This window comes from Streptomyces sp. NPDC048196 (genome assembly GCF_040652715.1).
GTDB lineage: Bacteria > Actinomycetota > Actinomycetes > Streptomycetales > Streptomycetaceae > Streptomyces > Streptomyces siderophoricus.
Map to the genome: position 1 here is coordinate 600,192 of NZ_JBEZMM010000001.1, position 22,952 is coordinate 623,143.

Here is a 22,952-nt window from a genome sequence, read left to right on the forward strand (position 1 = left end):
GTTCTTCCACGGCTGCCCAGACGGTACCAGCGGGGCTCGGTGGGCCCAACCCATTTATGGGGCACGGTCGACCGCCAGGACCGGACGATCGATCTGGGTTTCCCGGTCAGGTGCGGCTCTGGGGTGCGGTGGCGGCTGTACCGCAGGCCGTGTGCACGGTGGCCAGGGTGGTGACCACGCTCTGGGTCCACGACAGCATGGTGCCTTCGCGGACTGCCGGATCGTCGCAGGCCGGGCGGCCGAAGGCACCGCAGGAGCTCTGCTGGGCGAGAAGGAAGGCGAGCGCGTCGCGGGTGACGCGGTGCTCTGCCCGCCCGGCACGGACCGAGTCCCGGACGATGCCGGCGATGTGCCCCAGGTGGTAGTTCTTGCAGGCGTCGAGCAAGTCAGCGGCGGACGTCTCCGGCACGGAGGGCGGCCCGTCGGCTCCGGCGTCGATCAGTTCGGCGGCACGTTGAGGAGCGATCAGGCCCAGGCCGACGAGGCGTTGGACGTTGTACGCCGCCTGTGGCGGGACCTTGTCGAGGAGTTCGACGGCGGCGGCGGTGGACTTGAAGAACCTGTCGAGTGACGGGCAGGTGATGCCGTGCGCGCGCAGGCCGAACGCGAATTCACCCACGACCTCCATCCCGTGGCCCTGCCACACATCCGCTTCCGCGTCCGCGAGACGTTCGGAGAATTCGAGGAGCAGGGGACGAGCGAGCTCGGGTTCGCCAAGAGCCTCGGCCGCATGCGCGACAGCCGCCGCGACCGGCAGACATCCGGCCGGGTCGTGGCGCCGACCGGTCTCCGCCAGCCACACCACTGCCCGCCGCAGCGGCTGCTCCACGCTGAGGCGGGGCATCGGTGCGGACGGTCGTTGTCTGCGCAGCACCTTGGGGCTGCGGTCCAGCAGCGCGGCCAGGGCCACGACGATGGTGGTGTGGTAGCCGGTCGCCCAGTGCTGGTACGCCTCGTCGCCGTCGGCAAGTCCCGGGTGGACCACGCCGGGTGGCCCATTGACCCGCCCCTCGGCCTCTTGTGCCGCCGCGAGGAACTCCCATGCCCGGCGGGCTTCCGTGGAGTCTCTCACCCCGAGGCACAACAGGCAGCACAGAAGTTCTCCCACCAGGTCGGCATTCCCTTGGTCAAGGGTGAGAACGAGGAGTGCTTCGAGCAGTTCCACCGCCGCGCCCGGCGCGAAGCCCGAGGGCCAATGCGGCTCGCGCAGACCGAAATCCGTGGCGTAGAAGATGGTGTGGGTGATGGCGTAGATGTCGCGGTCGGAAAGTTTGACGACATTCGGCTTGTTGCAGAGCAAGGTGAAAGGCAGGACCTCGTCCATGGCCGGCAGCGAGTGCGGGACACCGCACAGCTCCAGGGTATGCAGCAGATCGAGCTGCCGGTAGGGGATTCGCTCGAAGACCGTCGCGTATCCTCCGGCAGCGGCCTGAGTGAGGAGTTGCCGGAACTCCGGGTCGTCGCGTCCGCAGAGCCGCAGTGCCGCATAGGTCCCCGCGTACAGCAGAAGGGCAGTTTCGTCCCGGGCGATCAGCTCGCGATAGGAGGGACGAGCCGCGATCTCCTCGACCTGATCCAGGAGGGCCGTGTAGTGACCGTCCAAGGGTTCCGGGTCGAGGCGCGCCCGAAGCCCCACAAGGAACGCGGTCTCGATAAGGGCTTTACGGGCGAAGAGAACCCGGCCGGTGGCGGCTTCGGCCGGATCGATGAGACCCCGGCGCGCAGCGAGCCAGGCGACTGCCCGGGTCTCCACCGCGCGCCTTTGTGACGAGCCGGCACCGGGGTGCGTCGTGTCCATCGGATGCCTCCCGGCGGTCGGCGCAGTCAATGGCTCAGTTGCCCGCAGCGCCGTCGTCGCACTCCGCGACCTGGTTGGCGACCACAAGGACATATCGCTCCCAGGCGAGTACATAGCCGGCCACGTCGTCGAGTTGGCTGACCTGGTCGACGACTTGCTCCAGCGGAATGCGGAGGTCGACCAGTCCGCTCGTCCGCAGGAAATCTAACGCCTTTCGGGCATCGACCGGAGGGGGAGGACAGGACATGGGTTACTCCTTCGAGTGGTTCGGATGGATATAACGAGTGTCGCGTTTACGCGATGGACTTGTCACGACTTTCGGCTGTTCCGGAAAAGGGACGATTCGATAGGTCCAGGTAAGTCACGTGTAACCCATGGAGAATTCACCCGGTTGGCCCAAGGTTCCCGAAGGGTGACCGGCCGGTCGGTGTTTTCAGCGGATCCGAGGTGGTCCCAACTGCCGGGCGAGGACGGGCGTCCGACGGTGTGGTCGTCCGCGCTGACCGCCTTTGACCGGCTGTCGCAGGCCGGAATTGCCTACGCCCCCTCCGCCTTCTCCCACAAGGTAGCGATCAGCTCCAGCGTGGGATTGCCCGCCCCGCTGCCGATGAAGCCCTGGCCGTACCGCGCGCCGGCCTTGGTGATGGTCAGTTTGGCCACTCGGTCGTCCGTGGTGATCAGGCACCAGACCGTCCCGGCGGCGAGGTCCTTGGAGAAGACGGGCAGGGGGACGGCGCGTTCGTTGGCCGCGGCGCGGCAGGCAGTTGCCGTGGAGGTGCCGGGGTCGGCCTGGCCGAGCCGGGTCACCGTGGACGCGTCGTTGAGCTTGATGCCACCGGCGGTGCTGCCACCCGCGCCGAGACAACCGCCGTAGATCAGATCGACGTTGCCGTTCGCACCGCCGTAGAGGTCTCCCTTCGCCACCGTGGCGTTGTCCAGGTCGAGGAGTTGATCGGCGCCGAGGCCGCACGACGGGCCCGGGACCACCAGGCGCTTGTTGCGGTACACCGCCTTCGGCTCGGACGGTGTGCGGTGGGACGGCTGGGTGCTGGGCGACGCCGCGATCGGCGTTCTGTCGCCCTGCGGGGACGGTGCCTTGTCGTGCTGGGTGGTCGGAGTGCCCTGCGGCCCCGCCTTGCCTCCGGCCCCGCGGTCATCGTCGCCGAAGGTGCCCGGCAGCCACTTGACCAGCGACACCGCCAGGAGCACCGTCGCCGCACCGGCCAGCGCGGCCGCGACCACCGCGCCGCGGCGGCGGGGGCGTACGGGAGCGGGTGCCGGCGGGCCGAGGTGGAACACCCCGGCCTCCGGGGCGTGCCGCGGGGGAGGGGGTGGTGGCGGCGCCGACGGCCGGGGCGGGGCCTCGGGCCGCGGTGGCCCCGCCGCCCGCTCCGACCAACCCCGTACCAGCGCCAGCGACCCCGCGTTCCCCGCCGCCCGGCGCTGCGGCCGCGGCAGCCCCCGGCCGTGCAGTTCGCGGTCGACATGGGAGTGGATCTCGTCGAGGGCCAACGGGGCCGGACGGGCCAGGGCGGTCAGCAGGGACCCGGTGAACGCGGTGTGGGCGGCGCCCAGGGGGGCGTGGGCCGGTGTCGTCTTCGTGGACGCGGTCAGCAGATACGTACCGGCCATCTCCAGCTGCCCGAGGGCCAGTCCGGCCGGCGAGGACATCGCGGAGATCGCCCGCCCGGAGAAGCAGCAGTCCAGCAGGAGCACCCGGTAGGCGGCGCGCGCGTCGCTCACATTGCGTTTGACCAGCTCGATCGGTACGGCGGAGAAGCCGGCCTGGTCGATGTCGGTGTGCCGCAGGCCCAGGTGCAGCAGCCCGTCGTCGTCCAGCACCCCGTGTCCGGCGTAGTAGACCAGCAGGAGGTCGTCCGCCTCCCGTACCGCCCAGCTCAGCGCCGCGCCGACAGTCGCCTGGTCCGCGGGGTCGGACACCACTCGGCAGTGTTCGGGGGACAGGAGACCGTGCGCGGGGTGCGTCAGTGCGGCCTTGAGCGCCCGGAGGTTCGCCTCCACGGCGGGCATGTCGGGCAGTTCGGCGCTGCTGAAGCGGCTGGTTCCGATGAGCACGGCCCGGCTGGTGGGGCCGTGCGGAAGTCTCGGACCGGCCGGGTGCCCGCTCATTCCCCCCGCCCCGCGGGGTGCGCGCCGGATCCCTGCCCGTCAGGGTGCGCTTCGGGCCGTTCGGCGAGCGAACGGAACACCTCCTGCGCCTCGCGGATCACCGCCCGTTCGTCGGTGGCGCGTTTGACGTCGAGGATGACCTTACGGCCGTCGTCCGCCTCCAGCGTGACGGCGACGTCGCTGCGGCGGCTGGTGAGCCAGGCGCACAGCGGGGCGACCAGTCCCACGATGCCGCCCGAGCCCAGGATGACGGTCAGCGCGTCCGCGCTGCCGCCCATGTGGCCGGGCGACGGCGGAGTGTGCCGCCGGCGCACCCGGCCGCGCAGGCCGTGCTCGGCCGACAGCCACTGGTGCAGCGTCCGTAAGCACGCCTCGGTATCCGGCGCGTGGACGGTCAGTGTCAGTTCCCCCATGGCGGCATCTCCCCACAGCCCCATCCGTCTCCCGCACAGCGGTGGCCACGGCAGGTGGCCGCTGCCATCCTGGCACGATCAGGGGGAGCCGAGGTCCCGTTTCCGCGTCCCGGCCGACGCTCGCCGGCGGGTCCCTCTGCCCGGCCCGGGCCCTCCGCCTCGCCGCCCGCCACCGGCACGGTGAACCCGCTCCACGTTGCACTGATACGAGGGCGTGTCCGGGTGATCCGGCAGGGACGGTCCAGGGCGCCGGTCAGTCGCGATCACGCGTGTGGTAGCACTGCGTGCATGAAGGGCAAGTCCACTGAACGCGCTGGTTATCACCATGGCGATCTCCCCGCTGCGCTCACCGCCGCGGCCATCGAGCTCCTGGACGAGCGCGGGACGGAGCAGGTGACCGTACGTGAAGTCGCGCGCCGGGCAGGGGTGTCGCCGGGTGCGCCGTTTCGGCATTTCGCGGACCGTCAGGCGCTGCTGACCGCGGTCGCCGACCGCATCCTGGCCGACTTCGAGAGGTGGCAGCTCGCCATGGTCGCAGACGTCGAGGGTTCTGGGATGCGCGCGTTCGGCCTGGGATTCGTCCGTTACGCGATCCGCTACCCGCGCCGCTTCGAGCTGCTCAAGACCAGGGTGTTCGGCGCCAGTCGGCCCGCCGAACTCCAGCAGCGTCTGTCCGACATCGAGCGGGCCTTCGCCGACATCATCGTCGCCGACCAGAAGGCCGGTGTGTTGCGTCCCGGCGATCCCGCGCTTGTGGGTCTGGCGGGTCAGGCGATCGTCTACGGCCTCTCCCAGATGATCGTTGACGGGTATCTGCCGCCGGATCAGGCGGAACAGCTGGCCGTGCAGGTGCTGGACACCTTGGGCTTCGGCATCGCCAACTGACCACATTCCGCGGGGCCTTGACCGCCTCTCCGCGCGCTGATGTAATCAATGATTACATCAGTCGAGGAGGCTCCGATGTCCGTACTGCGCCTGTCGCGCATTCCGCGATTCCCGGACCCCGCGGCCACGGGCACGGTGGCCGTCAGGGCGACCCCGGCTGATGCGTACCGCGTCGTCAGTGATCCGCCCGTCGTGATCCGTCTCGCCGAAGAGGCCCATCGTGCCCACTGGTTGGGCGGAGCCACCGCACCGGCGGTGGGCGCCCGCTTCCGCGGCCACAACCGCAATGGCCTGCGTCGCTGGGTCACCACCTGCCGTATCACGGATGCCGATCCGGGCCGGCGCTTCGCCTACGAGGTGACGGCACCGCTCGGAGTCCCCATCTCCCGCTGGCAGTACGACATCGCACCCACAGTCAAGGGCTGCACCGTCACCGGGACCACCTGGATGCGGGTGCCCCTGTGGTTCATTCCCCTCGCCGTCCTGATCACCGGGGTCTCCGACCGCATCGGCGTCAACCACACCCACATCGGCACCACGCTGCAGCGCCTCAAACACCATCTGGAGTCACCCGGCCCCGGCGTGGCGGACAGCCCGCAGCGCAGTGATCGGCCGGTGGGCTGACCCAGGAGGCGACTCCCGCCGCGGCCGGATCAATCCTGGCAGGTCGAACGGCCGAGGCGGGCGCCGGAGGAAACACACCAGGAAGGAAGACACGACATGCACGACGTACGTGACGTACTCGCTCCCGACGCGTTCAGGGGAGTCGTCGCAACGGTCATGGACAACAACCCCGGCATGGACGAGCCTACGGCCGGGCGCGTCGTGGAAGAAGCCCTCAAGTTCGTCGTGGCCGCCACGAAGTTCCCGACGACGTCCATCCGGCCTTCGCGCCTGGTCGACGAGGGGTGGCACGCCCTCATCCTGCACACGGCGCTGTACGCCAAGTTGTGCGCCCGGCTCGGGCACTTCGTACACCACCACCCCGACGGGCCGGACGCCCCCGATCACGACCCGGGCGCACACCTGCGGACCGTGGCCCTGATCGAAGAGGCGGGGTTCAGCGCGGACAAGGAGCTGTGGACGGAGTCGCCGAGCGCACTGGTCCCGACGGGGGCGAGGTGCAGGCGGCGGCCCCATCCGGGCGGCGGCTGTACCACTCCGTCGTGCGGCTCGTCGTGCGGCTCCTCGTGCGGCTCCTCGTGCGGCTCTTCCTGTGGCGGGGGAGGGGGTGACTAGCTTGTCGCTCCCCCTCAGACCTCGAACCTGCCACCGGATGTGAACGGCAAGGTGCGGCCTTGCCGTGGGCAGGGCATCGAACTCGCAGTTGTTTTGGGCAACGGATTCCGCACGGGCGGAAGGACGGGGGCACGAGTGAATCGCAAACGGAGCGTGGTGGTGTCGGTTGCCGCAGCCGGATTGGCGACGGCTGTGCTGGCAGGGTGCGGCGTCGATGGAAAGATCGGAAACTACGACAAGGTCTCCGTCTGGCCGGACGCCGACCCCCGGGGCCAGAGTCCGATCGCCGATCTGACCACGCTCACGCCGGTAACGGTCGAGTGCTACACGCCAGGCAAAACGGATGCGACCGGCTTCGGGTACGGCGCGACGTACAAGATCTCCTACGACGGCGGATCCGGCTACATCGACGCAAGCACGTCCATCATGAGCGACGGCGGCGCGGTCTCCCCCGACCGGGTACCCAACTGCTGACGGGGGCGGTGCGAGGCTCGGTGCAACACCGCGTCACCGGTGCTGCGGGCGCCATTCGAAGAGCAGGATGGTCGCGTCGTCCCGCAGTTGATGGCGCTGGTAATCGAGGATGGCGTGGATGAGCAGCCGCAGCACCTCGGCCGGGAGCTGACCGGCGGCGGAGGAGCGGATGATGAAGTCGGTGAACCGGTCGAGGCCGAACTCCGCACCGTCTGCGTCGCGGGCCTCCACGACACCGTCGGTGTAGAGCAGGACGCAGTCGCCCGGTTCCAGCGTGGTCTCGTACACCTTCCGGGCTGCCGGGGCGAGTTGGCCGACCAGACCGATCGGAGGCTGCGGGGGGCTGTCCAGTACGCCGTCGAGCACCCGCTTGGCACGGATCAGCAGCGGCGGCGGGTGACCGCAGTTGACCCATTGCAGCACCCCGGTGACCGCGTCGAGCCGGCACAGCACGCCGGTGCAGAAGTGGTCGGGCAGCCACTGGGCGAGCGCCTGGTCGACGGAGCCGACGACGTCGGCCAGGTCGCCACCGCCGCGGCGGGCGTTCCGTGCCGCCGCCATGGCGACCGAGGTGGTCAGGCCGGAGACCAGATCGTGCCCCATGGAGTCGACGATCATGGTGTGCAGCACGTCCTTGACCACCGAGTGGTCGTAGGCGTCACCGGCGACGTCGTATGCCGGCTCCAGGACCGCGGTCGAGACGCACCGGCTGCTGCCGACGGTGTGGGGTGGCAGGAAGGCCCGCAGCATCTCGGTGGGCAACCGCATGGTGCCGGTGCGGGTGAGACCGGCGAGCCAGTCGCTGTAGGCGCGCTTGGAGGTGATCAGCATGGCGAGCAGATGGGCCAGCATCCGGCTGCGGCGCATCCGCGCCGCGTTGAGCGAGGCAGTCCGCACCGCCAGCGCGCCCAGCCGCTCCGCACCGTCGACCAGGGGCAGCCAGACGATCACGCCGCCGTCGGCCTCGGCCACCCGCGGGGAGACCGTACGGTACGCCCAGCCGGCCGACGAGCGGTCCACCGGCAGCGGCTCCGCGGCCTCGTCGAGCGGGATGAGCAGCCGTTGTTGCAGGTCGACGAGGTAGATCAGCGCAGCGTCCAGGCCGAGGGCCGAGGCGCACCGGTTCGCCAGACCGGGCAGTTCGAACGGCAGGGCGGTCTGTGCCTCGACGATCAGCTCTTCCAGCCGGTTCTCGTCGACGGCCGTGTCGGGACCGGCGGACGCGTGCGGTAGGTCCGACACGGGGATCACCCCTTCTGTGCCCGCTCTCACCCCGATCCCAATCTCTCACGTCAGGCATGATCGCGCCGGGTACGGGCCGCGGCGAGGGGGAGAGCGGTGGCCAGGGGCGGTGAGCCGAGCTCGACCGGGCCCACCTCGCGCGCCGGCCCCCCTTGGCCGGTCCTCTTCAGGCACTGGGGAGGACCGGCCGGGCCGGCCGCGCGACTTGGCGTCCGCCATTCCAGTGAGGCGGGCGCTTGGGTGACCGTGCGACCGTGCGACCGTGCGTCCGGGGTGGCCGGGGCAGGTCAGAGGCCGCCGGTGTTGAGCAGCCGGTTGGGAGTGTCGGAGCGGACGCCGCGCACGACACCGCGGGTGGCCGTGTGGTCGAGCCAGACGTGGACCTCGTGGGCCGTGGCGTGCGGGTGTGCCGACAGGTACAGCGCGATCACACCGGTCGCATGCGGCGCGGCCCAGGACGTCGCGCCGTCGGTCTCCGTGGTCGTACCGCCGCCGGCGAGGGCGGCGGTCACCTTCTGGCCGGGGGCGTAGAGGTCCACGCACCGTCCGTAACCGGATCCGTAGGAGCCGCCGTCGCTCCACACGCGGTCGTTCGAGGTCGCGGCCGCCACGACGATCGTGCCGGGGACGCCGGCCGGGGAGTGCTTGCAGGCGTCGTCATGGAAGTTGCCGGCCGACACCACCGTCGGGATCCCGGCATCGACCAGCTGCTTCACCGCGGACTCCAGGGCCGCCGACCGGTGGTCGAGATTGAGTGACATGTTCACCACCGCGGGCTTCTGCGCGTGCGCGGTGACCCACTTGACCGACTTCACCAAGGCCGCCTCGGCCGCCGCCGGGGAGCCGCCGCCCTCGCTCTCGCACTGGATCCCCTGGACCCGTACGAGCTCCGCCTTGGGCGCCACCCCGTACCGCGCCCCGCCGATGATGCCCGCGACGAACGTGCCGTGGCCCGTCCCCGCCTCGCTGAAGCAGTCACCGGAGTCCTTCGGGCCCACGAAGTCGGCGCCGAGGCGGGCGCGTCCGCCGAACTCCTTGTGGGCGACGTCCATCCCGGTGTCGATCACATAGACGTGAACGCCCTTGCCGGTGGCGGTGGTGGTGAACTTCCCGTTCAGCGGCCGCGACCGCTGATCCAGAATGTCCAGGTTCCACGGGACGTGCCGGGTGAGGGGAGGCGCCGTGGTCCGCGCGATCCCGGACAACTTCCCCAGGGTGCTGGGCGACACCGGCGCCGAGCTGGACGACGCCCCGTGCTCGCTGGACGACGCCCCGTCCCCGGAAGGCGCCATGGACTTCGCCTTCCCGTGCGCGGGGCGCGTCCCGCCGCTCCCTCCGGCCGCCGCGCCGGCTTCCCCGCCGCAGGCCGAGGCCCCGAGCACCGTCACCACGGCCACCACCATGAGACCGGCCTTCGTCACGTTCCGCGTCACAACGTCCCCCATATCCCTGCTTCGTACACAGTCAGCGCACAAGACGACCGCAGCCGGCGGGCGGTTCCGACGGGGCGTGCGGGCGGGTCGGGTCGTTGTTTTCCGAGGAGTTCGAGCCGAAGCTGCGGGCCGTTGCGGGCACTTACCCGTGGGCGCTGATCACGCCCCCGTTGCTGAGCACGATGTATACGCCGTTGGCGTTGACCCCGGTGTCGTGCTGGTTCGTCTCCAGCGTGCCGTACACCGCGCCGTCGTGGCCGAGGATCTGGGCGCGGTACCGGAGTTCGCCGAGCTTGGTGACCTTGGCCGTCCAACCGCCCGCGAGCTTGAACGTGCCTGGTCCCTGGTGGCCGCCGCCCATCCAGGAATGGACCTGGCCGTCCAGCGTGAGCACGATGAACATGTCGTTGGCGTCGAGCCCGGCATCGTGCTCCTTCGCCTCCAACGTGCCCAGGACAGAACCACCATGGACGATCTTGGCGCGGTAGTGCTGGGCTCCGAGCCGGTAGATCTCGGCCTTGCTGCCGTCCGGCAGGGGCTGGGTACGGACCGGGGACGCCCCCTTGGCCGCGCCGCTGTGCGCGCCGCCCGACTGCTTGCCCGCAGCGCCCGCTGCGGCGTCGGTCTTGGCAGCGGAACCCGCCTGGGCGTCGGTCCTGGCGCCCGAGCCCGCCTGGGCATCGGAGCCCTGGGCTGCGGCAGAGGAGCCCGTGCCGCTGGACTCGGCAGCGGTCTTGCTCATGTCCGAGTGGCTCGCGGGCTTCTTCTCGGCGGCGTCGGAGCCGGAGCAGGCGGTCAGGGTAAGGGCCGCGGCGGCGGTCAGGGCCGCGGCGGCGATGCGCAGAGTGCGGCGGCGGGCGGTGCGGGCAGTGGTGGTGGAGCTCATTGTCGGGTCCCCCCAGGACAGTCGGTCGTGGTTTCCTCGGTACGTCACCCACTCTGATCGGGGCCACTATCGCCAGGCTGTCGCTCCGCTGACGTCCGGCTAACGCCGCCTGGAGCCCTGACGGCCAGGAAGTCCAGCGCGCATGCATCTGACCGCTATCGGTTGCTCGTCGTCCGGGGTGCGCGCCCGAAGTCGGTGGTGAGCCAGTGCTCGATGGAGGTGTCGGGGAACTCGTGGGGCTGGTAAGTGCCGGGGACCGGAGCGAGTTCGGTCATTCGGTCGATGCAGAACGTTCGCCAGTCATCTCTGTCGAGGTCGAAAGCGATGAGGTACCAGCGGCCGGTGCGCAGGATGTGCCGGTACGGCTCGACCAGGCGGGTCGAGGACCGGTTGTGCTGATCGGTGTAGTGGAATTCGATCCTGCGGTTGTCGGCAACTGCGTCAGCGATCACGCCGATGGAGGTTGCGGTGATGGCGGTGGTCGGTTGCTGGAGGACCTCGGTGGCCAGGTCGGTGGCAGCGGCCCGTTGCCGGAGCCGACGCGGAAGGACTTGGTCCAGCTTGAGCAGCGCGCTGGAGGTGACGGGATCTTCCGGGAGCCAGGTCTGCAGCACGCGCAGACCGGCGATGACGGCGGAGATCTCATCGGCGCTGAACAGCAGCGGGGGGATCTTCACGCCCGGGCGAAGCCGGTAGCTGCTGCCCGGGCCCGGACGCGCCTGCACCTCATAGCCCATTTCCCGCAGTCGTTGGGCATCACGTCGGACGGTGCGCACGCTCACCCCCAAGCGTTGGGCGAGGGTCGCGGCGGGCCAGTCAGCCCCGCTGTGCAGCAGCATGAGGAGGTTCAACGTCCGTGCCGTCGGATCCGCGTCCATACGGCCAGCCTGCCAGGAAAGGAGGCCGGAATCAGGCCGCCTCTGCTCCTACCGTGGTGGGCGATCCCCACGATCCGAGAGGAGCACCGCAGGTGCAGATCGCCGTCACCACTCCCAACGGCAACGTCGGCCAACACGTCGTACGCATCTTGGTGCGGGCCGGAGTACGGCCCAGGCTGCTGATGCGGCATCCGGACCGGTTGGCCCCGGAGCTGCGCGGTCTCGTCGACGTCGCCAAAGTCGACCAGTACGACGCCGCGCAGGTCGTCGGCGCCACCAGCGACCTGGACGCACTCTTCTGGGTGGACCCCACTCCGGCCGGTGCCGATCCGCTCGCCGACTACGCGCGCGCCACCGACAGCGTCGTAGCCGCCGTCACCGAGAACCACATCGGACGTGTGGTGTTCCAGAGCAGTGTCGGCGCGGAGAAGCGTCACGGCGCGGGCGAGATCGACGGTCTGGCCCACACCGAGACCGCTCTGGACGCCACCGGCGTCGACGTCACGCACCTGCGCTGCGGATACTTCTTCACCAACCTGCTGCTCCAACTCGACGCGCTACGCGCCGGGACCTTGCCGGTCGTGCTGCCCCTCGACGCCCCTATGGCCTGGGTCGCCCCGAGAGACATCGCCGAAGTCGCCGTGACCCGGCTGCTCAACCCTGCCTGGTCCGGCCGGCACGTTCAGGCCGTTCACGGCCCTGCCGACCTCACCTGGTCCGAGGTGGCCCGGATCCTCAGCACCGTGCTGGAGCGTCCGGTCACAGCCGAGCGGATCACTGACGAGGCCATGTATGCACAGCTCACCGCTTCCGGTATGCCGCCCCGGCTCGCCGACGCTGTGCTCGGCATGTCGACCGGACTGCGCGGAGACTTCACTCCCGAACAACCACGCACACCGACCACCACGACCCCGACGACGCTGATGTCCTGGGCCTACGAAACCCTCACCCTCGCGCTGGACTGAGACGGCGTGAACGCTCGCGGTCAGCTGGAGACCGTCTGGGTGGTGGATCCGCTGGAGGGGGCGAAGCTGACGTCGCCGTTGTAGTTGCCGGTGACCAGGTGCGTCCCCTTCGGCAGGGGGTTGAACTGCGCGCTGGCCCGGCCGTTGACCAGGGAAACGGTCTGCGGGGTGCGCCCGGTGATGGCGAGGGTGACGGTGCCGGTGGGGGTGCCCGTACCGGGGGCCACCGCGGTGACCGTCGCGGTGACGGTCACCGTGTCGCCCGTCGACGAGGGGTTCGGCGTGGAGACCACGACCGTGGAGGTGGTGGCCCGGTTGACGGTCTGGGGGTCGGTGCCGGTCGACGCGGCGAAGCTGGCGTCCCCGCCGTAGGCGGCCGATATGGTGAACGGGCTGCCCGTGGTGCCGCTGTAGGTGTGGGTGATCGTTGCGGTCCCGCCGGACACCGGTGCGGTGGCGGAGCCGGTGCCGTCGCCGAAGGTGAAGGTAACGGTGCCCGTGGGGGTGCCGGACGTGGCGGACACCGTCGCCCTGATCGTGACCGACTGGCCGGACACGGACGGGTCGGGCGTCGAGGTCACCGTGGTGGTGGTCGGGAGCCTGCTGAGGGTCTGGGTGTCGGTGCCGGTGGAGGTCGTGAAGTTGGTGTCGCCGTTGTAGAGGGCGGTGACGGTGAACGGGCTGCCGGTGCGGGTGGTCCAGGTGTGGGTGACGGTGGCGACGCCGCCGGAGAGGGTGGCGGTGGCGGAGCCGGTGGCGTCGCCGAAGGTGAAGGTGACGGTGCCGGTGGGGGTGCCCGCACCGGGGGCGACCGGCGCCACCGTGGCGGTGAGGGTGACGCTCTGGCCGGCGGCCGACGGATCGGGAGCGGAGGTCACGGTGGTCGTGGTCGCGGCCTTGTGGACCGTCTGGGCGTCGGTGCCGCTCGACGTCGCGTAGTTGGTGTCGCCGTTGTAGGTGGCGGTGGCGGTGAACGGGCTGCCGGAGGCCCCGGTGTAGGTGTGGGTGAGGGTGGCGACGCCGCCGGAGAGAGTGGCGGTGGCCGTGCCCGTGCCGTCCCCGAAGGAGAAGGTCACCGTGCCGGTCGGGGTGCCCGCCCCGGGGGCCTGCGCGTCGACCGTGGCCGTCAGCGTGACGCTCTGCCCGGCGACGGAGGGGTCGGGGGAGGAGGTCACGGTGGTCGTGGTCGCGGCCTTGTTGACCGTCTGGGTGTCGGTGCCGGTGGAGGTCGTGAAGTTGGTGTCGCCGTTGTAGGCGGCGGTGACGGTGAACGGGCTGCCGGTGCGGGTGGTCCAGGTGTGGGTGACGGTGGCGACGCCGCCGGAGAGGGTGGCGGTGGCGGAGCCGGTGGCGTCGCCGAAGGTGAAGGTGACGGTGCCGGTGGGAGTGCCCGCCCCGGGAGCGACCGGCGCCACCGTCGCGGTGAGGGTGACGGGTTGGCCCACCACACCGGGGTCGGGCACGGAGACCAGCGACGTCGTGGTGGCGGTCCTGCCGACGGTCTGGGTGTCGGCGCCGTGGGACGTCGTGTAGTTGGTGTCGCCGTTGTAGGTGCCGGTGAGGGTGTAGGGGCTGCCGGAGGTGCCGGTGTAGGTGTGGGTGAGGGTGGCGACGCCGCCGGAGAGGGTGGCCGTGGCGGGGCTCGTTCCGTCGCCGAAGTCGAAGGTGACCGTGCCCGTCGGGGTGCCGGTGCCGGGGGCGATCGGGGTCACCGTGGCGGTGAGGGTGGTGGGTTGGCCGACCACGGTGGGGTCGGGGGAGGAGACCACGGCGGTGGTGGTGGCGGCCTTGCCGACGGTCTGGGTGTCGGTGCCGGTCGACGTCGTGTAGTCGGTGTCGCCGTTGTAGGTGCCGGTGAACCTGTAGGGGCTTCCGGACGTGGCGGTGTAGGTGTGCGTGGTGGTGGCCAGGCCGTTGCTGAGGGGTGCGGTCACCGTGGGGCTGCCGTCGCCGAAGTCGAAGGTGACCGTGCCCGTCGGGGTGCCGGTGCCGGGGGTGATCGGGGTCACCGTGGCGGTGAGGGTGGTGGGTTGGCCGACCACGGTGGGGTCGGGGGAGGAGACCACGGCGGTGGTGGTGGCGGCCTTGCCGACGGTCTGGCTGTCGGTGCCGGTCGACACGGTGAAACTGGTGTCCCCGTTGTAGCTCGCGGTCGCGGGGTACGGCCCGCCCGCGCTGGAGTAGGAGTGGCTGATCCGGGCCACCCCGCCGGACAGCTGCGCCGACGCGGTCGGGGTGCCGTCGCCGAAGTCGAAGGTGACGGTGCCGGTCGGCACGCCGGCCCCCGGACCGACCGGCGCCACCGTCGCGGTGAGGGCCACCGGCTGACCGGTCACCGAGGGGTCCGGGGTGGTGACCAGCGTGGTGGTGGTCGCCGCCGGCAGCACGGTCTGGGTGTCGGTGCCCGACGAGGAGCTGAAGTTGGCGTCACCGCTGTACCGGGCGGTGACGCCGTACGGGCTGCCGGTGGCCCGGGTGTAGGGGTGCGCGACGGTCACCATGCCGCCGGACAGCGATGCCGTGAGGGGCGCCGTGCCGTCGCCGAAGTCGAAGGTCACGGTGCCGGTGGGCACCCCGCCGCCGTTCGGCGAGGGGGCCACGGTGGCGGTGAAGGTCACCGGCTGGCCGGTCACCGAGGGGTCGGGCGAGGACGTCACCGTCGTCGAGGTGGTGGCGGCGCCGGCCGTCACGGTGTGCGGCGCGGTGGTGGTGGCGGTGGTGAAGTCGGGGTCCCCGCTGTAGGACGCGGTGACCTGGTACGGGCTGCCCGCCGTGGTGGCGTAGGCGTGGTCGGTGGTCGCGACCCCGCCCAGGACCGGCGCGGTGACCGGTGCGGTGCCGTCGCCGAAGTCGAAGGTGACGGTACCGGTCGGGGTGCCGGCGCCCGGAGGAACCGCGGAGATGCGCGCGGTGAAGGTGACGTTCTGCCCCGCGGTGGACGGGGCCGGGGAGGAGAACAGCGTCATCGCCGCGGTCACCGGGCCCACGGTCTGGGTGTCGATGCCGGTGGACGCGTCGAAGTCGCCGTCGTCGTTGAAGGTGGCGGTCAGCGCATAGGGGCTGCCGGCGGTGGTGGTCCAGGTGTGCGGGACGGAGGCGGTGCCGCCGGCCAGCGGCACGGTGACCGAGGGGGTGTCGTCGCCGAAGGTGAAGGTGACCGTGCCCGTGGGGGTGCCCGCGCCCGGGGCGACCGGCGCCACGGTGGCGGTGAGGTCGACGGACCGGCCGGGCACCGAGGGGTCGGGGGAGGAGGTCAGGGTGGTGACGGTGGCCGCCGCGGTGACGGTCTGGGTGCCGGTGCCGCTCGACGCGGTGAACCCGGCGTCCCCGCCGTAGGTGGCGGTGACGGCGTAGGGGCTGCCGGCCGTGGTGGTCCAGGTGTGCGGGACGGAGGCGGTGCCGCCGGTCAGCGCCACCGCCACCGGTGCGCTGCCGTCGCCGAAGGCGAACGTCACGGTCCCGGTCGGCGTCCCGGCGCCCGGTGCCACCGGCGTGACGGTGGCGGTCACCGTCACCGGCTGCCCGGACACCGACGGGTCGGGCGAGGAGTCGACCACCGTCGTCGTCAACGCCGGCTGCACGGTGTGGATTTCGACCCCCGCCGAGGCGGTGAAGTCGTCGTCGCCGCTGTAGTGGGCGGTGACCGTGTACGGGCCGGCCGCCCCCGTGAAGGTGTGCGTGCTCGTCGCCAGCCCCTGGGACAGGAGCGCGACGACCGGTGCGGTGCCGTCGCCGAAGTCGAAGGTGACCGTCCCGGTCGGTACCCCGGCGCCCGGCGCATCCGGCGTCACCCGGGCGAAGAACGACACCTGACCGCCGGTCACCGACGGCTCCGGGAGGTCGGTGACGGTGGTGGTGCTCGCGCCCGGGCCGACGGTCAGGGTGCCGGTGCCGCCGGACGCGGTGAAGTCGGCGTCGCCGTTGTAGGTGGCGGTCAGGGTGTACGGGCTGCCGGCGGTGGTGGTCCAGGCGTGGGTGGTGGTCGCCGTGCCGTCCGTCAGGGGGGCGGTGACCGACGGGGAGCCGTCGCCGAAGTCGAAGGTGACGGTGCCGGTCGGGGTGCCGCTGCCGGGGGCGACCGCGGCGACCGTCGCGGTGACGGCGACCGGCTGGCCGGGCACCGCCGGGTTCGGGACGGAGACGATCGAGGTGCTGCTCGCGGCCGGGGCCACGGTGTGCCCGGCGGTCGCCGTGGTGGGCCCGAAGTCGGCGTCCCCGCCGTAGGAGGCGGTGACGACGTACGGGCTGCCGGCGGCACCGGCCCAGGCGTGGGTGACGGTCGCCGCCCCGCCGACGAGCGGCACCGCGACCGGTGCGGTGCCGTCGCCGAAGTCCACGGTGACGGTGCCGGTCGGGGTGCCGTCGCCCGGCGCGGTCGGGGTGACCGTCGCGGTCACGGTGACCGGCTGGCCGGAGACCGAGGTGTCCGGCCCCATGGTGATCACCACCCCGGACGCCGCCCGGCCGACGGCGTGGCCGGTGGTGCCGGCGGAGGCGGTGAAGTCCAGGGCGCCGCCGTAGGTCCCGGTGACGGTGTAGGGGCTGCCGGCGGTGCCGGCGAAGGCGTGCTGGGCGGTGGCCACCCCGGCCACCACGGGCACCGCGACCGGTGTGGTGCCGTCGCCGAAGTCGAACGCCAGGGTGCCGGTCGGGGTGCCGGCGCCCGGCGCCACCGGTGCGACCGTCGCGGTGAAGGTGACCGGCTGACCGGCGACGGACGGCTCCGGCCCGGCGGCGACCGTGGTCGTGGTGGCGGCCGGCAGGACCGTCTGGGTGGCGCCGGCCACCGCGGTGGTGAAGTCGCCGCTGCCGTGGTAGACGGCGCTGATCGCGTAGGGGTTGCCGAGGGCGCTGGTCCAGGCGTGGGTGAACAGCGCGGAGCCGCCGGTCAGTGCCGCCGTGGCGGGGGGCGTGCCGTCGCCGAAGTCGACGGTGACGGTGCCGGTCGGCACCCCCGCTCCCGGCGGCACCGCCGCGGCCGTCACCGCGACGGTCACCGGCTCGCCCACCACCGACGGGCCCGCGCCGGCGGAGACCGTGAGGGTGGCCGCGGTCTGCACCACGACCTGTGTGGTGGTGACCGTGGAGGACTGGAAGTCGCCGGTGCCGTTGTAGGTGGCCGTGACGGTGTAGGGGCTGCCTCCGGCGGTGGTGTACGCGTGCACCACGGTCGCCAGTCCGCCCACCGTGGCGGTGGTCTCGGTCGGGGAGCCGTCGCCGAAGTCGAAGGTGACCGTGCCGGTCGGCTCCCCCGTCGCCGGGGCGATCGTGGAGACCGCCGCGGTCAGGGTGACCGGCTGGCCCACCGACGACGGGTGGGGCGAGGCGACCACCGTGGTGGCGGTGGCCGCGGCGCTCACCGTCTGGGTGTCGGTGCCGGAGGAATCGGTGAAGTTCGCGTCGCCGTTGTAGGTGGCGGTGACGGTGTAGGGGCTGCCGGCGGTGCTGGTGTACGGGTGGACGGCGATCGCGGTGCCGTCGGCGAGCGGGGCGCGGACCGCCGGTGAGCCGTCGCCGAAGTCGAAGGTGACGTACCCGGTGGGGGTGCCGGCGCCGGCCGTGGCGGACGCGACGGTCGCCGTGAAGGTGACCGGTTCGCCGGTCGTCGAGGGATCCGGCGCGGACACCAGCGTCGTCGAACCGGCCCGGTCGACGGTCTGGGTGTCCAGCCCGGACGACCCCGCGAAGTCGGCGTCGCCACTGTAGACCGCGGTCACCGAGTAGGAACCGGCGGCGGCGTAGGCGTGGTTGGCCGTCGCCGTACCGCCGGCCAGCGGGACCACGACCGTCGGGGAGCCGTCGCCGAACTCGAAGGTGACGCTGCCGGTCGGGGTGCCCGAGGCCGGCGGGACCACCGCGACCGTTGCGGTGAAGGTCACCGTCCCGCCGACGTCCGACGGGTCGGGCGACGAGCTGACCGTCGTGGAGGTGGTCGAGACGCTCGTCGCCACGCTCTGCAGGGCCGTGCCGACCGAGGCCGCGAAGTCCCCGTCCCCGGCGTAGGACGCGGTGACCGTGTAGGGGCTGCCCGCGGTGCTGGTCCAGGCGTGGGTCACGGTGGCCAGATTGCCGGAGACCGGCGCGCTGACGGTCGGGGAGCCGTCCCCGAAGTCGAAGGTGACCGACCCGGTGGGGGTACCGGCGCCCGGCGGCACCGGCGTCACCCGCGCGATCAGCGTCACGGTCTGGCCCACCGCCGAGGGCGAGGCCGACGAGGTCACCGTGGTGGTGGTCGCGGCCGGGGCCACGGTGTGCACGACGGTGTCGTCCGACGGGGCGAAGTCGCCGTCGCCGCTGTAGTGGGCGGTGATGGTGTAGGGGCTGTCGGCGGCGCTGGTGTAGACGTGGGTGACGGTGGCCGAGCCGTTGACCAGCCGGGCGGTGAGGACCGGACTGCCGTCGCCGAAGTCCAAGGTGGCCTCGCCGGTCGGAATGCCGGCACCGGGCGCGACGGGTGAGACGGTGACCGTCACCGCTTCACCGGTCACCGAGGGGTCGGGCGCGGCGGTGACGGTGGTGACGGTGGCCGACTGCTCCACGCTGTGCAGCGAACTCCCGCGGGAGTCGGTGAAGTTGGTGTCGCCGCTGTAGCTGGCGGTCACCGCGTACGGGCTCTGCGAGGCGTTGGTGTAGGCGTGGGCGGTGTCGGCGGTGCCGCCGGCCAGGGGCACCGTGACGGGTGCGCTGCCGTCGCCGAAGTCGAAGGTGACGGTGCCGGTGGGGATGACCGAGGACGCCGGGACGCCCTGCACGATGGCACTGAAGGTGACGGTCTGTCCGGTCACCGACGGGGCCGGTGTCGCATTGACCGTCGTCATCGAGACGGCCTTGGTGACCACCTGACTGTCCGCTCCCGCCGAAGGGTTGAAGTTGTCGTCGCCGCTGTACGTCGCCGCGACCGTGTACGGACTGTCCGACACCTCGGGGTTGGTGTGGCTGACGGTCGCCGTGCCGCCCGCGACCGGCGCCGTGACCGGCGGGCTGTCGTCACTGAACTCGAAGGTCACGGTGCCCGTCGGCGAACCGGCCGCCGGCGCCTCGGGGATGATTTTGGCGACGAAGGTCGTCGCCTGGCCCACCGAGGAGGGGTCGGGCACCGATGTCAGGGCCGTGGTGGTGTCGGCCGGCTCGACGGTCTGGGCGTCGGTGCCGGTGGACGCGGTGAAGTCGGCATCGCCCTGGTAGGTGGCGGTGACCTGGTAGGGGATGTCCGCGGCGGCGCCGTAGACGTGGGTGGTCTGCGCGGTGCCGTCGGTGAGGTGGGTGGTGACGGTGGGGGTGCCGTCGCCGAAGTCGAAGGTGACCGTCCCGGTGGGGGTGCCCGCGCCGGGCGGAACGGTGGTGACCGCCGCGCTGAACGTCACCTCCTGCCCCACCGCGGAGGCGTCGGGCGCGGAGGCCACGGCGGTGGTGGTGCCGGCCGGCTGCACCGCGAGGATGACGGTCTGCACGGACGGGGTGACATCGGCGTCGCCGTTGTAGGTGACGGTGACGGTGTACGGGCTCTGCGCGGCACCGGTGTAGGTGTGCGAGGTGGCGGCGGAGCCGTCGGTGAGGGGAGCGGTGACGGTGGGGGTGCCGTCGCCGAAGTCGAAGGTGACCGTTCCGGTGGGGATGACCGCGCCGGGCGGGACGGCGGTGACCGTCGCCACGAATGTCACCGGCTCGCCCACCGTCGCGGGATCGGGCGTCACGGTGACGGCCGTCGTCGAGGAGGCCGGGCCCACGGTCTGGGTGGCCGTCCCCGTCGAGGGGGCGATGTCGCCGTCGCCGCTGTAGGTGACGGTGACGGTGTACGAGGTGGCGGACGCGTCGGCGTAGGCGTGGTCGACGGACGCCGCCCCGCCCGTCAGCGGGGTGGTGACGGTGGGGGTTCCGTCACCGAAGTCGAAGGTCACGGTGCCGGTGGGGGGGCCCGCGCCGGGCGGGACGGCGGTGACCGTCGCGGTGGCGGTGACCGGCTGGCCGGCCACGGTCGGGTTGGGGTCGAGGCTCACGCCGACGGCGGAGGCGGCCTGTTGGACGGTCTGGGTGTCGCTGCCCGTCGAGGCGCTGAAGTCGGGGTCCCCGCTGTAGGCGGCGGTGATCGCGTAGGGGGTCTCGGCGGCGTCGGTGTAGGTGTGGCCGACCGTGGCGACCCCGCCGACCAGCGGGGCGGTGACGGTGGGGGTCCCGTCACCGAAGTCGAAGGTCACCGTCCCGGTCGGGGCCCCGTCCCCCGGTGCTACGGGAGTCACCCGCGCGACGAGGGTCACGGACTGCCCGGCCACCGACGGATCGGGGGCGGCCCGCACGGAGGTGGTGGTCGAGGCCGCCCCGACCACCTGGGTGTCGGTGCCGGTGGACGCGGTGAAGAAGACGTCGCCGCCGTAGGAGGCGGTGACCTGGTAGGGGGTGGCGGCGGCGTCGGTGTAGACGTGGCTGACCGTTGCGGTGCCGTTGGTGAGGGCCGCCGGTACGGGTGCCGAGCCGTCGCCGAAGTCGAAGGTGACGGTGCCCGACGGGGTGCCGGTGGTGGGCGGAACTCCCGTCACCACGGCGGTGAAGGCGACCGCTTGCCCCACCACGGAGGGATCCGGCGCGGAGCTGACGGTGGTCCGGGTGGACGCCTGGTAGCCGTAGCCGCCGGACACGGTCACGCTGCCGCCCGGCGTGGTGATGACGAGGTCGGCCGGGCCCGGCGTGCCCGGCGGCGTCACCACCAGGAGCAGCGTGTCGGAGAACGCCCGGAAGGACACCGCGGGCACCCCGTCGACGGTGACCGCGGTGACCCGGCTGAGGCCGGTGCCGCTCACGACCAGGGTGGTGCCGCCCTCGATCGGCCCGGTGCTCGGGCTGATGCCGGTCACCGAGGGCGCCGCGACATAGGTGTAGAGCAGCCGGTTGCTCACCCCGCCGAGGGTGGTCACGGAGACCGGGACGGTGCCGGGACCGGCGACGGGCGGAGCGGTCACCAGCAGCTGACTGTCGGAGACCGCGGTGGGGAAGGCCACCGCGTCCCCGAACCGCACCAGCAGCGCGGTGCGCAGATTGACGCCCACCAGCTCCACCACATTGCCTCCGCCGACCGGGCCGGTGGTGGGGATCAGCCGCGAAATTCTGGGCCAGTACAGGTAGAAGAAGTACCCGATGCGGGCGCTGCCGCCGGGAGTGGTGACGGTGACCGGGACCGCGCCGGCGCCCGCGGGAGTCACTGCCACGATGGTCCGGTCGTCGAGCACGGCGAAGCTCGCCGCCCGTCGGGTGCCGAAGTACACCGCGGTGGCACCGGTGAAGCGGCGCCCGATGATGGTCACCAACGTGCCGCCGCTGTACGGGCCCTGGTCGGGGAAGACCCCGGACAGGTTCTGCAGGCCGGGCGCCGCGGTCCGGCCGGTGAGGTCGGTCCGCCGCAGCGACGCCAATGCGGCGGCCGGCCGCTTCAGCAGCCCGGGCAGGCCGTTCAGCAGGGTGCCGCTGTCGAGCGCCCGCGGCAGGTCGGCGCGGTCCGCGGAGGTGCGCAGCACCAACTGGTCGGCCGCGCCCCGCACGGCGAGCGGGACCGGTGCGTTCAGGGTGGGCACGATCTTGCGGGAGGCCGGGTCGATGACGGCGAGGCAGTTCCCGTCCCGGTCGGTGATCAGAAAGGTCCCGGTCGGGCGCTCCGGCGTCAGCATGTGACCGTCCTCGCCCGGGTGGTCACTCCGGCGACCGCATCGACGCCTCCCACTGGGCGTCCCTCCATGGGAGGCGCGGTGGTCAGCACCGGGAGCCGGCCGCCTCTGACGACCACGGCCACGCCCTCGTGGCGCAGGCCGGTGCGGGACACGGGGCGAACATGACGGACTGCATGCATGACGGCTCCAGGCCAGCTCGCGGGCCTGTCACACCGCTCGGCGCACGCGGGGCGCCGAACGGCCCTGACCTGCATGCCTCAACGGAGGAGCGCGCTCGGGATGCCTCGTCAGCATGAGGCAACGAAAAAGGGCAGGACGCCTTCCACTCCCCCGGAGAGGATGGGCGGCCCGCCGGAATCGGACGGTCTCAGTAATCCATTCCGGTGACGATGGTGGCAACATTCCGCATTCGATATCACCCGAAGGGAGTAGCGTGCGCTCCGGGCGGGCGACGTCGAACCCCGGTGCGCGGCCGAGGGCGCGGCCACGCGGGCGCACCGATCATTGCGAGTGGTGTGCACGAGGGTTGCTGTCGTGCCTGCCCTTGTAAGGTCGAGGTGGGTCAACGCCGTGGCGTGTCCGCACGGGTCGTGAAGCATGGGAGGGGCACAGATGGGCTTGTCGTTGCTTTTGCTGTTGGTGGTCTTGGCCGTGTTGGGCGCGCTCGTGGCCGTCGTCGTGGTGGCGGTGAGCAAGCGCGGCAGGAGCGCGCAGCCCCAGGTCCCTCCCGGGGGTTGGGGTGCGGGCCCGGGCATGCCGAACCAGGCGCCGTATCCGCCTGCCCAGTACCCTGGCCAGGGGTACCCGCCCGCCCAGCACCCCGGCCAGGGGTACCCGCCGGCGCAGCAGCCGGGCGCGCAGGCGTATCCGCCGGTCACCCCTCCCGGGCAGCCACCGCACCCCGGACCGTACGGCGCCCCACCGCCGCAACAGCCGCCCTACCAGGGGCAGTA

14 protein-coding genes are annotated in these 22,952 nt (G+C 72.0%); 5 read left to right on the forward strand and 9 right to left on the reverse strand.

The annotated features are described in order from the left end of the window. Positions 1-106: 106 nt before the first annotated feature. The 4 genes from AB0E02_RS02845 to AB0E02_RS02860 form a co-directional block, all read right to left on the reverse strand. On the reverse strand, positions 107-1,798 hold the full coding sequence (locus tag AB0E02_RS02845) for a hypothetical protein (RefSeq protein ID WP_362135228.1): 1,692 nt from the start codon (positions 1,796-1,798) through the stop codon (positions 107-109). Between the two features lie 34 nt (positions 1,799-1,832). Continuing rightward, positions 1,833-2,045 carry a hypothetical protein gene (locus tag AB0E02_RS02850; RefSeq protein ID WP_030410179.1) on the reverse strand — a complete coding sequence of 71 codons (213 nt, stop codon included), beginning with the start codon at positions 2,043-2,045 and terminating at the stop codon, positions 1,833-1,835. A 290-nt stretch (positions 2,046-2,335) separates the two neighbouring features. After that, positions 2,336-3,874, reverse strand: coding sequence for a caspase family protein (locus AB0E02_RS02855; RefSeq protein ID WP_362135230.1), 1,539 nt, complete (start codon positions 3,872-3,874; stop codon positions 2,336-2,338). 50 nt (positions 3,875-3,924) lie between these two features. Then, on the reverse strand, positions 3,925-4,341 hold the full coding sequence (locus tag AB0E02_RS02860) for a hypothetical protein (RefSeq protein ID WP_362135232.1): 417 nt from the start codon (positions 4,339-4,341) through the stop codon (positions 3,925-3,927). 288 nt (positions 4,342-4,629) lie between these two features. On the opposite strand from AB0E02_RS02860, the gene AB0E02_RS02865 reads away from it, so the two are divergent. The 4 genes from AB0E02_RS02865 to AB0E02_RS02880 all read left to right on the forward strand — a co-directional run bounded on the left by AB0E02_RS02865 (position 4,630) and on the right by AB0E02_RS02880 (position 6,939). Next, complete coding sequence (locus AB0E02_RS02865; protein ID WP_362135235.1) at positions 4,630-5,226, forward strand: TetR/AcrR family transcriptional regulator; 597 nt, start codon at positions 4,630-4,632, stop codon at positions 5,224-5,226. 75 nt (positions 5,227-5,301) lie between these two features. Then, complete coding sequence (locus AB0E02_RS02870) at positions 5,302-5,850, forward strand: SRPBCC family protein (RefSeq protein ID WP_362135237.1); 549 nt, start codon at positions 5,302-5,304, stop codon at positions 5,848-5,850. A 96-nt stretch (positions 5,851-5,946) separates the two neighbouring features. After that, the gene (locus AB0E02_RS02875) at positions 5,947-6,465 is read left to right on the forward strand and encodes a hypothetical protein (protein WP_362135239.1); all 519 of its coding nucleotides are present in this window, start codon (positions 5,947-5,949) and stop codon (positions 6,463-6,465) included. A 135-nt stretch (positions 6,466-6,600) separates the two neighbouring features. Continuing rightward, entirely contained in the window at positions 6,601-6,939 is a 339-nt protein-coding gene (locus AB0E02_RS02880) for a hypothetical protein (RefSeq protein ID WP_362135241.1), read from the forward strand. Positions 6,940-6,972: 33 nt separating this feature from the next. Here the strand turns inward: AB0E02_RS02880 and AB0E02_RS02885 are convergent, their stop codons facing one another. From AB0E02_RS02885 to AB0E02_RS02900, 4 genes are all read right to left on the reverse strand, one after another. Next, complete coding sequence (locus AB0E02_RS02885; protein WP_362135242.1) at positions 6,973-8,181, reverse strand: PP2C family protein-serine/threonine phosphatase; 1,209 nt, start codon at positions 8,179-8,181, stop codon at positions 6,973-6,975. Between the two features lie 287 nt (positions 8,182-8,468). Beyond that, on the reverse strand, positions 8,469-9,614 hold the full coding sequence (locus AB0E02_RS02890) for a S8 family peptidase (RefSeq protein ID WP_362135244.1): 1,146 nt from the start codon (positions 9,612-9,614) through the stop codon (positions 8,469-8,471). A gap of 142 nt (positions 9,615-9,756) precedes the next feature. Next, positions 9,757-10,500, reverse strand: a complete 744-nt coding sequence (locus AB0E02_RS02895; RefSeq protein WP_362135246.1) for a hypothetical protein — start codon at positions 10,498-10,500, stop codon at positions 9,757-9,759. 155 nt (positions 10,501-10,655) lie between these two features. After that, on the reverse strand, positions 10,656-11,378 hold the full coding sequence (locus AB0E02_RS02900; RefSeq protein WP_362135248.1) for a WYL domain-containing protein: 723 nt from the start codon (positions 11,376-11,378) through the stop codon (positions 10,656-10,658). A gap of 92 nt (positions 11,379-11,470) precedes the next feature. On the opposite strand from AB0E02_RS02900, the gene AB0E02_RS02905 reads away from it, so the two are divergent. Next, positions 11,471-12,343: an NAD(P)H-binding protein gene (locus AB0E02_RS02905; protein WP_362135250.1), complete on the forward strand. Its 873-nt coding sequence runs from the start codon at positions 11,471-11,473 to the stop codon at positions 12,341-12,343. Between the two features lie 20 nt (positions 12,344-12,363). On the opposite strand, the gene AB0E02_RS02910 is transcribed toward AB0E02_RS02905, so the two are convergent. After that, positions 12,364-21,999: an Ig-like domain repeat protein gene (locus AB0E02_RS02910; RefSeq protein WP_362135252.1), complete on the reverse strand. Its 9,636-nt coding sequence runs from the start codon at positions 21,997-21,999 to the stop codon at positions 12,364-12,366. Positions 22,000-22,952 lie beyond the last annotated feature (953 nt).